This is a genomic window from Acinetobacter sp. ACZLY 512 (assembly GCF_023614015.1).
GTDB lineage: Bacteria > Pseudomonadota > Gammaproteobacteria > Pseudomonadales > Moraxellaceae > Acinetobacter > Acinetobacter soli.
On the sequence record NZ_JAKIVI010000004.1, the window covers coordinates 156,910 to 168,786 of the forward strand.

At 40.8% G+C, this 11,877-nt stretch carries 10 protein-coding genes; 3 read left to right on the top strand and 7 right to left on the bottom strand.

The window, feature by feature from the left end; genetic code table 11:
• Positions 1 to 29 precede the first annotated feature (29 nt).
• Complete coding sequence (locus L2096_RS06530) at positions 30 to 683, bottom strand: A1S_1983 family putative colistin resistance protein (protein ID WP_250365091.1); 654 nt, start codon at positions 681 to 683, stop codon at positions 30 to 32.
• Positions 684 to 780: 97 nt separating this feature from the next.
• Here L2096_RS06530 and ispF point away from each other — a divergent pair, with 97 nt between their 5' ends.
• Positions 781 to 1,272 (top strand): 2-C-methyl-D-erythritol 2,4-cyclodiphosphate synthase, encoded by a 492-nt coding sequence (gene ispF / locus L2096_RS06535; protein ID WP_004937279.1) that lies wholly within the window; start codon positions 781 to 783, stop codon positions 1,270 to 1,272.
• Here the strand turns inward: ispF and L2096_RS06540 are convergent.
• From L2096_RS06540 to brnQ, 6 genes are all read right to left on the bottom strand, one after another.
• A complete protein-coding gene (locus L2096_RS06540; protein WP_025095160.1) occupies positions 1,260 to 1,784 on the bottom strand; it encodes a protein tyrosine phosphatase family protein in 525 nt (174 codons plus the stop codon). The two genes, ispF and L2096_RS06540, sit on opposite strands and share 13 nt — an antisense overlap.
• A gap of 155 nt (positions 1,785 to 1,939) precedes the next feature.
• A complete protein-coding gene (locus L2096_RS06545; RefSeq protein WP_055414666.1) occupies positions 1,940 to 3,664 on the bottom strand; it encodes a fructose-specific PTS transporter subunit EIIC in 1,725 nt (574 codons plus the stop codon).
• Between the two features lie 4 nt (positions 3,665 to 3,668).
• Entirely contained in the window at positions 3,669 to 4,601 is a 933-nt protein-coding gene (gene pfkB, locus L2096_RS06550; RefSeq protein WP_250365092.1) for a 1-phosphofructokinase, read from the bottom strand.
• Between the two features lie 6 nt (positions 4,602 to 4,607).
• Positions 4,608 to 7,457 (bottom strand): phosphoenolpyruvate--protein phosphotransferase, encoded by a 2,850-nt coding sequence (ptsP, locus tag L2096_RS06555; protein WP_119025760.1) that lies wholly within the window; start codon positions 7,455 to 7,457, stop codon positions 4,608 to 4,610.
• Positions 7,458 to 7,925: 468 nt separating this feature from the next.
• Positions 7,926 to 8,186, bottom strand: a complete 261-nt coding sequence (locus L2096_RS06560; RefSeq protein WP_004937288.1) for a hypothetical protein — start codon at positions 8,184 to 8,186, stop codon at positions 7,926 to 7,928.
• A 424-nt stretch (positions 8,187 to 8,610) separates the two neighbouring features.
• Positions 8,611 to 9,903 (bottom strand): branched-chain amino acid transport system II carrier protein, encoded by a 1,293-nt coding sequence (brnQ, locus tag L2096_RS06565; protein WP_040053985.1) that lies wholly within the window; start codon positions 9,901 to 9,903, stop codon positions 8,611 to 8,613.
• Between the two features lie 359 nt (positions 9,904 to 10,262).
• Here brnQ and map point away from each other — a divergent pair, with 359 nt between their 5' ends.
• Together map and L2096_RS06575 are read left to right on the top strand one after the other, a co-directional pair.
• A complete protein-coding gene (gene map, locus L2096_RS06570; protein WP_111812572.1) occupies positions 10,263 to 11,069 on the top strand; it encodes a type I methionyl aminopeptidase in 807 nt (268 codons plus the stop codon).
• A 110-nt stretch (positions 11,070 to 11,179) separates the two neighbouring features.
• Entirely contained in the window at positions 11,180 to 11,623 is a 444-nt protein-coding gene (locus tag L2096_RS06575) for an RDD family protein (RefSeq protein WP_025095155.1), read from the top strand.
• Positions 11,624 to 11,877 lie beyond the last annotated feature (254 nt).

Below are 11,877 nucleotides of genomic sequence, written 5' to 3' on the forward strand. Positions count from 1 at the left end.
GCACGGCATGCATTCAGGTGTATGCCGATTTAATCGTAAAGCCGATAAATACCTGTAAAACGCTCACAGCCTTTTTGCTCGGTTTTAACAACTAAAAGGCTTTTTTGAAAATTAAATGTATACGCACAGTCGTGCTCGTTATCGACAATCTGATTTTTCTTCTCAGGTGAGGTATAAGCTAAAAAAGGCACAGTTTGGGTTTCAGATCGATTGTTCGGATTTCGATATGCAATTCCTTCAATCTTGATTTTATCTTTGCTTAATTGATGAACTTGTAAATGAACTGGCGATGTGGCTAATGTTCCATTGTCATATTTGAGAAAATGCTGTGTAAGCGTTTGATTTAAAGATGTATAAGTATTGAGCTCATCGGAACGAACATCAAATTGTTGCTTGATACATTGAGAGGTTTTGCAAAGTTTGGTTTGATTCAGCCACAAGGTGTGAGTGTCTTTGAGCAACTGAACCGGTGCATCTGAAACCAGATAAGCGGTTAAAAATTTGCTGTGGAGTGCTTGGCGTGAGCTTTTAAACGTACCTGAGCAGATCTTTCCCTCAAGCGGTGTATCAGATTTTGCATCACAATTGCTCAATGGAAAAGCTTGGGCAAATGTACACCATCCACCAATCATTAGAACATAAGCTACGTTTTTTAAAGGAAATCTATCTGTATTAAACGGCATGATCGCTTATACTTTCATTTGACTTTGCTTCACGTACTATAGCGAAACCGCAAGCCAGAATACAAGATGAGTTGTTTATTTATAGAAGGAATGAATAGTGGTTGTACAAGTTCGAATTGGCCAGGGATTAGATGTGCATGCCTTTGAAGAGGGCGATCATGTCACACTGGCTGGAGTCAAGATTCCGCATTCACATGGCTTAAAAGCGCATTCAGATGGTGATGTCGTGTTACATGCATTGTCCGATGCACTTTTAGGAGCATTGGCATTAGGCGATATTGGTCAGCACTTTCCAGATACAGATCCAGCATTTAAAGGTGCGGATAGCCGAGTATTGCTTAAACATGTTTATCAGCTTATTTTGGATCGTGGCTATGTACTCAATAATGCGGATATCACGGTTGCCTGTGAGCGACCTAAGCTAGCCAAGCATAATCTTGACATGCGTCAGAGTATTGCCGATGTTTTGGAGGTTGATGTGACGCAGATCAGTATCAAGGCCACTACAACCGAACAGCTGGGTTTTACGGGACGTCAGGAAGGTATTCTGGCTACAGCAACCGTATTGATCTCGCATCAGGTAAAATGATCGGATTGATTCATGGTATTTTGAATATCGCGTGTTGCTTTACGGCCTTGAAGCTGTAAAGCAATACTGTGAATAATGCCCGTCCAAGTTTCGTTGGGTTGCCACACTTCTTCAAGTTGTGTTTGAGCCTCTGAAATATCAATATCCATATAATATTGACGATATAGGTACATCAAACAACTGACCCGATAATTTTTAGCACAATGAATCCAGACCATTTCATTACCGACAAGATGATCAATCAGGTCTAAAATTAACAAACCTTGTTCAGCATTTGGCATGTCCCATAACATAGGCAAATGGATATAATTGAGCCCAAGTTCGAGACAGATTCGATCTTCATGATCTAAGTGTGGATCGGCATCATTTAAGGCCAGATTAATGACGGTACTAAAGCCATATTCTTTAATACACTTAAGCTGTTCTGCGCTTGGTTGACCAGAACTAAAAAGATGTGCATGGATAGGTGCGAAGGCTGGAATTTCAGCAAGAGATTGTTCTAAAGATGTCATAAGCGTTTTGCTGAGTATTCATATTAAAGCTTAAAAATCACTTATAACCAATTCTTTATGACAAATCCAGACAATTTCGCTTATTCGTGACGAATCAAAAAATCATGACATAAAAAAAGAGAGGATAACCTCTCTTTTTTTATAACACCTATAACTTAAGCTTTCTGTGCAACCAAAGGTGCTGCTTCACGTCGCTTGAGTAAAGCGTAACTCAGACCTGTTACCAAGCTGCCCGCAGCAATCGCAATGAGATACAGCCACGCGTGGTTGATTGCATTTGGAATCAGCAATACAAATACGCCACCATGCGGTGTAACCAGCTCGCAATGAAATAGTGCAACAAGCGCACCTGTGACTGCACCACCAGCGATACAGGTTGGAATTACTCGCATCGGATCTTTTGCTGCAAATGGAATTGCACCTTCAGAAATAAAACACAAGCCTAAAACAAATGCAGCCTTACCAGCATCACGTTCGCCCGTATTAAATTTATTTTTCGCAAAGAATGTAGCCAGCGCCATTCCGAGTGCAGGTACCATACCGCCCGCCATTGTGGCAGCCATTGGCATATACGTATTGGTGGTTAAAAGGCCTACAGTAAAAGCATAAGCTGCTTTGTTGATTGGCCCACCCAAATCGATACACATCATCGATGCCAAAACAATTCCCATCAACACAGCGTTGGTTGTACCCATGTTGTTCAGGAAGTCTTTCATCATTTCAAAGATTTGAGCAACCGGACTACCCACAACATAGTACATGATCAAACCAACCGACAATGTTCCTAATAATGGAACAATGAGGATTGGTTTTAATGACTCAAGGCTGGTTGGCAACTTGATTTTTTTGGCTAAAAACAACGCGATATAACCAGCAAGGAAACCTGAAACAATCCCGCCCAAAAAGCCTGCTTGTAACTGGGTCGCCAATAAGCCACCAATCAGTCCTGGTGTTAAGCCTGGGCGGTCGGCAATTGAATAGGCAATATAGCCAGACAACATCGGCACCATGAGTGTAAAAGCTGTTACACCAATTTGCTTCAAAACATAAGCTAAACTTCCGCTTTGTTCAGCAGCATTTAAACCAAAACATAGCGATAGTGCGATAAGCAAGCCACCCGCAACCACCATAGGTAGCATGAAAGAAACACCTGTCAGTAGGTGTTTATACACGCCAGCCTTTTCTTTTGTCGCTGAGCCAGACGCTGCGGTTGCAGCTTGCTTGGACGATTCAAGAACCTTCGCTTCGCTAATCGCTTGTTGAAACGCTTTGTCAGTTTGTTTTAAGGCAAAGCCTGTGCTGCAACGATAAACGCGTTTACCCACAAAGCGGTCGGTATTCACTTCAATATCTGTTGCCAAAATGACAATGTCGGCCGCTTCAATCGCTTCTGCTGTCAGAATGTTTTTTGCGCCAACAGAGCCTTGGGTTTCAACATCAATGATATAGTCGTGCTTGGTCGCACCTTGTTGTAAAGCCTCAGCAGCCATAAAGGTGTGCGCTACACCCGTTGGGCAAGCTGTGATTGCAACAAAGCGTTTTGCCTGATTGCCAGTTGAAGCTGTGAGTGAGGCAGACTCACTTGCAGCTTGAGCATTGTTTAAGGCATGACTGAGTAATTCATCTGTATTTTTTGTGGCATCATCCAAACGAATTTGTGCGACCAGGTTTGCAGGGTACGCAGCAACATTACTCGGTAGATCACCCAGAAACACCACAACATCGACATTATGCTGTGGAATGTCATCTTTTGATGCAATAGTCGTGCTGGTATAGCCCAATTTGTTTGCAGATTGAGTCAACTTTTTTGCCAAAATCGAAGCATTGACGTACTGCTGCGTACTATTGATCACAAATAAGAGGGATTGAACTGTCTGCATCAGATTAACTCAATGATTTGATAGTGGTTTGTTGTTTAAGATTCAACAGCTTTTCTTCTGTTGGTACGCGAAAGCCAATTTGGCTCACAGCATTACTTGCAATTGCAGTTGCCGTTTGAAGTGTTTCTTCGGCAGAGAGCTTGCTGACCAAACCATGTATCATTCCTGCCAACAATGAATCACCTGCACCTACTGTACTTTTCACTTCTACTTTAGGCGGCAACGATTTTAATGCTTGAGCAGGGTTGAGCCAGTGCACGCCGTCTTCACCCATCGAAATCACAACATGCTCAATACGGCTATCGAGCGCTTTAAACAATTCGATTTGTTCAGACAGTTCGGTGAGCTTCTTACCATAACTTTCTTCAAGTTCATCGGTATTGGGTTTGATCATCCAAGGATGCATCGAAATTGCGGCGACAAGTGCTTCACCACTGGTATCAATTGCGACCAGTTTATTGGCTTTTTGCAACATATCCATCAATGCTTTTAAATCGTCTACTGAAAATCCTTGTGGCAAACTTCCACCAATGACAACGCATTCGACTTCTTGAGCAGCCTGATGAATCTGAAGCATCAAACGTTGCTTGTCACTTTCGGAAACCAGAAAACCTTTACCGTTAATATCCGTCATGCGGCCAGAGTGTTCTGCAATTTTGACGTTCTGGCGTGTTTCGCCCGGAATATAGATAAACTGATTTTCAAAGTGCATTTCTTCAAAGTGGCGATCAAAAATCTCTCGATTTCTTACCCCTAAGAAGCCCGAAACAATGACATCATGCCCCAAATCATGTAAGACCTGTGCAACATTTAATCCTTTACCTGCAGCATGTAATTGTACATGCTGCTGACGATTGACTGCACCGACATGAAGTATTTCAAGTTCGATAGTGATATCAATAGCTGGATTTAGAGTAATAGTTAAAATTTTTGCCATGGGTTATTATTCCGCCAATTCACGAACTGCAGTCGCACTATCGCAAAGCAATGCTTTTTGCGCGAGTTTTTGACACTCAGCATAATTTAAGTGGCGCACTTGAGCCTTAACCAGTGGAATGCTAGAAATTGACATACTGAGCTCATCAACACCAAGTCCCATTAAAATGGGTACAGCTTTAGGATCTGCGGCAAGTTCACCACAAATACCCACCCATTTGTTGTTGGCATGTGCAGCACGTACCGTTTGATCAATTAAAAGCAGGATACTTGGGTGAAGTCCGTCTGCTTCAGCCGATAAAATCGGATGACCACGGTCAATTGCCATGGTGTATTGCGTTAAGTCATTTGTACCGATACTAAAGAAGTCGACCTCTTTAGCTAAAATAGGGGTCAAGAGCGCTGCGGAAGGAACCTCAATCATGATGCCGACTTCAAGGTTTTCACACGGATACTGCTGTAGTACTTCGTCTAAGATGCCTTTAGCAGCGCGCCATTCTTCAACTCGACCAACCATTGGGAACATAATGCGCAGCGGGCGATTATCTGCCGATTTAAGCAATGCAATTAATTGCTGACGCAGTAATGTTGGTTTGCGTAAAGTCAAACGAATACCGCGTAATCCCAAAAATGGATTTTCTTCGGCTGCAATCGGTAAGTATGGAAGTGGCTTGTCTCCACCTACATCAAGTGTACGAACGACAAGTGGACGGCCTTCGAGTGCATCAAGTACATGACGGTAATCTTTTTCTTGAGCTAATTCATCTGGTGCGCTGTTATGCGACATAAACACCAGTTCAGTACGCAATAAGCCAATGGCTTCTGCGCCGTTTTGAACAGCTTTAGCTGTATCGACAATTTTTCCAACATTGGCAGCAATTTCGATTTGATGCTGGTCTGTGGTAATCGCTGGCTCGTGTGCAGATTTTTCAGCTTCTTCACGGCGTAGACGCTGTACTTCGCGTTCACGAATTGCATGTTCAATCTGTTCAGGTGAAGGATTCACTTCGAATTCACCTGTGTCCCCGTTAATGAGTACAACTGCATGCGAATCAATGTTCAGTACAGCATCACCTGCACCCACAACAGCTGGAATACCTAATGCACGAGCGACAATGGCACTATGGGCACTTGCACCACCAATCGATGTCAGAATACCTGCGACACGGTCTTTGTTTAGGCGGGCAACATCGCTCGGACCTACATCATGCATAATCAGGATATAAGGCTGTTCTGGCTCTTCCACTTCAGGCTCATTACACAAAATGGCCAAAACCTTATCGCCGATATCACGCAAATCAGCAGCACGTTCTGCAAGCAGTTTATCCTTCAAGCCTTCTTGTGCCTTGGCTGCTTTTTCAATATGTTCATGCCATGCAGCGGCCGCACTTAAATTGTGATTTAACGCCAAATGAACTTGTTGAATCAAATCTGGGTCATCAAGCATTTCAAGGTGAGCAAGAAAAATTTGCTTAATGTCTTTCGATGCAGATTTTGAAATGTATTGGTGAATGGTGTTTTTAACCGTACGAATTGCAATTTCAAGCTTTTCTTTTTCTTCTTTTAAACTGCCTGCATAACGATCGTAATTAAATTTTTTCGGCTTAATGACATGCGCAGGGCCAAATGCTAAACCAGAAGAGGCTGCAATACCGCAATGGGTAATTTCATACTGTTCGGTTTCAGCCGAGCTGTCCTGATCAAGTACTGAATTTAAAAACAGATTTTCTTCAATTGGCTCAACTTCTTCACCTAAACCATCACGTACAGCCTCGACAATCTGATCGAGTGCCAAAATTGCATCTGTATCAGGTTCTGCAATAAAGGTTAGGCGTTGACCTCGTTGACAACCCAAAGACAGGAGTTTAGTCAGACTTTTTGCAGAAACAAAACTACCACCATCTACTGATACCTGAAGATCACCACTAAAGGTTTTGGTAAGGTTCACCAGTTGTGTTGCCGGGCGTGCATGTAAACCATGGGCATTGGCAAGTAGAATATTGCGTGAAGGCCAGTCTGGAATCGTTTCTGCACCAACAAGTTTGGCAATTTGATTGCTAGATTGCTCATCGTCTAGCTGTTGTTGTACTTGTGGTTGAAACAGCACATCCATTAAGCGGTTAAATTGTTGTGTATCGAGCTGTTCATTTTCAGCAATACAAATCAGGGTTTTGATGGTACTGCCTTGAAAAGCCAATGGTTGATTCGCTTTCACAATACTCACGGCAGGTTGTTTTACATAACCTGAACCTGAAATTGACCAAAGATCATCTTGAATTTGAATCGTATTTTTAGGATTAAGTTGACTAATAAAACCAGGTTCAACCAATTTTTGTTGTTTGAGAAGCTTACTTGCATTCCAGAAGAAGTCTTCGATATCGTCAACCTGTGTATCGGTTTGAATTAAATTTTCATGCAAGACCAATGATTGGGGCTGTGCTTGTAAAATTTCGATAATCTGTTCTGCTGTTGTAGCAGACTTAACCAACTCATGTACATCTTTACTCAACGCACGCGTCAGAATTTGTAAAACCTGCAAATGTTCATCTGATTTTGCTGCAATAACCACAGCCAAGTAAATAACATTTTCACCGTCCCAGACAACACCGTCTGGAAAATGTGCTAAACGAACACCTGTGTTTAAAATAAATTCTCGTGATTGTGGTGTTCCATGTGGAATCGCAATCCCTTGACCCAAATATGTCGCGCTTTGCTTTTCACGTGCCTCAAGTCCAGAAAGATATTCAGCAGTTACGAGTTGGTCTTCAACCAGAATATTTATTAAACATTGTAGCGCTTCTGCTTTATCACCAGCATGTTGATGCATGTGAACATGTTGGGGCTCAAGTACTAACATAAAGCTTCCTTTGATAATTTTAATGAAGACCTTGAAATGCTCAGGATATAAAAAAGAAGCCAATTCATCGTCATTTTAAATCAAGTTAAACTTAAAAATAGGACTTAGCTTCCGGTGAAACTTTAACAGAACTTCATAAAATTATCGATATGATAAAGTACCAACTCACTTATTTTTTAGTCAAAAGCTTAAACAAAAATAGAAACTTTTCTGCAAGTTACATATAATTCGTCAAATTGATTTAGTAAGCGGATGCGGCTATAAAAGCGGGTGACTTTAAACGCAAATATTAAGCGGGAGTAATGATGCGAGTAATTGAACGTATTTTAAAGCGATAAGTCATGATATTTTGAATAGAACATATAAGATTAAATAAGAGAGAAGGGCAATTGGCAAAAATGGTCAAAAAATAAAAATAATAAAAGTGAGTAAGTAATTTAAGCTCAAACAGATGAAAAAAATGGATGATTACTCATCCATTTTCTCTAATTTAGATTTGGCTCTTTCGGCACCCAGTTTTCGAAACTTATGGTCGACGAAAGCCCATACACAGAAGGCGAAAGATACGATCAAGGCATAGCCAAAGTATTCGGGCTTTAAGTTACCCTTAATCATGCCTTGAAACATGATCGTAAGCATCAGAGCAAACGTGGTTACTCCATATACGACCATATTTGAGGTCTTCAGAGTGTTAATGAAGACTTGCTTATTGAAATGTATTGATGACATCTCCACCCCTCCCATGTTTATTTACGTTTAAATCACAGTAGCGAATTGCTATATCGTTTGTTGTACTGCGATTTAGATTCTATTTCAAGAGTTGATACTATTATTTTTTCACTTGATATACAAAAATGATAATACACTGCATCATTATTCAAGAAAAATAATAATATTTAGCTCGAAAATATTAAAGCATCTTAAAGTGTAGCTTCAGTATACGATAGGAATAACGCGATCAATATTCGACAAAAGTGTCACGTAGATGCTTCATTATTGTTAAGCAAAAAATGAGCCAGAAAAGATAGTTTTAGAATTTTTATCAGTATCAAATAAAAAATGCCTGTTTTGGGTAAAAACGACGGCATTTTTATTGATTGCAAGATGCGGCTTGGATAAAGCACGCGCTTACATTAACGATGGGTGAAAACGATTAATTTTTCACTTTATCGATCACAATAGAAATGACGAGTACCACTAAAGATGGGATCAACCATGCTAAATTTTGCTCATTGAGTGGCAAATGCTGCACAAACGATGGAAGTGCATCTGTGAAACCGGCTGTTTTTAAGCCTTCTATAATACCAAACAAGAATGAGCATGCAGTCACAGGGCCTACAACGTTGGATGGTTTTTTCCAAAATTTCCAGAAGAAACTCAGCATAATCACCACAATTGCAGGTGGATAAATTGCAGTCAGTACCGGTACCGACACCGCAATCAGTTTAGTCAAACCAAGATTTGAGATAATGAGCGAGAAACCGACCAGCACAAATACAAATAATTTGTAAGGAAGTTTAGTTAATTGCGCAAAATACTCAGCACATGCACAGGTGAGGCCAATCGCGGTCACCATACAGGCAAGGAAAATCAGGCCAGATAAAAACCAAGTACCTAGGTTTCCAAAGGCATGCTGCACATAAGCGTGCAAAATCACAGCACCGTTGCTCGCATTAGGTGCAACTTCATGACTACCTAAGCCGAGTTTAAACAAGCTTAAATAAACCAGTGTTAAACCAATACCAGAAATAATGCTGGCAATGACAGCATAACGTGTAACCAGTTTCGGATCACTTACACCACGAGAGTAAATCGCCTGAATAATGACGATACCAAAAACCAGTGCACCCAAAGTATCCATAGTCAAATAGCCATTTACAAAACCTTCCGACACCGGGTTGGTGACGTAGTTGTTGATGGCTGGTGGGATATAACCTGATGGAATTGCAACCGCAGCGATACCTAAAATCGCCAAGGCGAAAATCTTAAGAGGCGCCAATACATGGCCAACGGTATCGAGAAGTTTGTTTGGATACAATGAAACCAAAGTCACTACAGCAAAATACACGATACTGTAGATCAGCAAACTGCTTGCAGATGTGCCAAAAAACGATGAAAAGCCAATTTCATACGAAACGGTGGCAGTTCGTGGAGTAGCAAAAAGTGGACCGACAGACAGATAACACACAACGGTCAAAATTAAGCTGAAAACACGTCCAAGCGGTGAGCTGATCATCGCGATTGAACCTTCCATACGAGACAAGGCCATAATCGTGATGACTGGTAGACCCACTGCGGTGATCAAGAATCCTGCAGCAGCCAGCCAGACGTGTTCACCTGCTTGTTGTGCAACAATCGGTGGGAAGATAATATTGCCAGCCCCAATAAATAGAGCAAAGGTCATAAACCCCAATGCAATAATATCTGAAGTACGAAGACTAGTCATAAAAAAGGTGAGACGCAGTAAAGAAGCGCGAATTTTAGAGCAAAAGGAGCCATTTTTGTGCAATTCGCACGGCTCAAAAATTAATAAAAACACCTATTTTCTGCCTGATTGTTTAGTAAAAAAGCACATTGTTTAATTTATATACTTGATATCTTTGCCAACATTTTTAATTTCAAACTTTTATTGCGAATAAAATTTTTATTCATTTATTCATCAAATTTACATTAAATGTGCAAATATTAATCTATTTTGAGTTTTTATTGTGATGTGCCGAATTGGAAATTGAACCATTCCATGATAGTTATGTTAATGATTCTCAAAACTAGTATAATAAGTCGGATACGACCGAGGGTAATTACATGCGTGCATCAACTGTAACGATTAAAGACCAGCAAGACTTAGAACATCTACGTGTATCTGGGCGTTTGGCTGCTCAAGTGCTTGAAATGATCGGTCAATTTGTAAAGCCTGGCGTGAGTACAGATGAGCTTGATCAACGTTGTCATGATTTTATTGTAAATACGCTGAACGTAATTCCAGCAAATGTCGGCTATCACGGCTTTACCAAGACCATCTGTACCTCAGTCAATGAGGTAGTCTGTCATGGTATTCCATCGCCAAGTAAAATTTTACAAGATGGCGATATTATCAATATCGATGTTGCGATTATTAAAGATGGATATTTTGGCGATACCAGCCGCATGTATCTGGTGGGAGATGTACAACCAGAAGCAAAAAAACTGGTGATGACCACTTATAATGCGATGCGTGCCGGAATACTCAGTGTCAAACCTGGTGCTACTTTGGGCGACATTGGTCATGCCATTCAAAAAGTTGCCGAAACTGAAGGTTATTCCATTGTGCGTGAATATTGTGGTCATGGAATTGGAAAGGTCTATCATGAACAGCCGAATATTCTGCACTATGGTCAACCGAATCAGGGCATGGTATTGCAAAAGGGGATGGTATTTACCATTGAGCCGATGGTAAATGCGGGCAAACAGCATGTGAAAGAATTGAGTGATGGCTGGACTGTGGTAACCACGGATAAATCTTTATCTGCACAATGGGAACATATGGTGGCGGTGACTGATACAGGTTTTGAGTTACTCACGCCGTGGCCAGAAGGAACCGGAATTTATCCTGAAATTGAACAATCAATATAAGTTGTAAACAGACCTCAACATGTGTCTAAAGCATTTTGAGGTCTGCACAAATAAGAAATCATGATCTTTTTTACTTTAAAAAATCTAAAACACAATAATGAGACATCATCATGACCTATAAATATGAATATGCGGGATTTTGGTTGCGTGTAGGTGCAACAATTATTGATACCTTGATTATTTTGCTTGCAGTGATTCCGGCTGCTTGGATTTTTTACCATGGCGATATGGATTTGATCTTTTCGACTGGATTAAGTGATCGACAATCTTCGCCTTGGTTTGATGCAATCATCAACTACGTTTTTCCATTTATTTATTCCATTTTGTTTTGGATTTTTTTAAAAGGTACACCTGGCAAACGTCTGATGCGCCTAAAAGTACTCGATGAACAAACGGGACATCCCTTAACATGGGGGCAAGCTATTTTGCGCTATATTGGTTATTTTCCATCTACTTTGGTTTTATTTTTGGGCTTTTTCTGGATCGCTTTTGATAGCAAGAAGCAAGGCTGGCATGACAAAATGGCCAAAACAGTGGTGGTTCGCGAGCTATAGACCGCTAAAATTTTTAAATGCACGTCTTGTAAATTAATTTTAGAGAAATATAATACGTGCAAATTTAATACGAGGAGACCCTAAGTGGGAAGTTGTTCGAGGTTGTGCTGTCAAACGGTTAAGCGCGTTATTCTCTGAGCAAGTTAGTACACATTTAGGGTGGCTATCTTGCAATGAGATAGCCTGTTTATCATTTTTCATCATGTTCTTCTTATCCGTCTGCATTTTTTGCTGGGCAGAATGTCGTCTTCTTG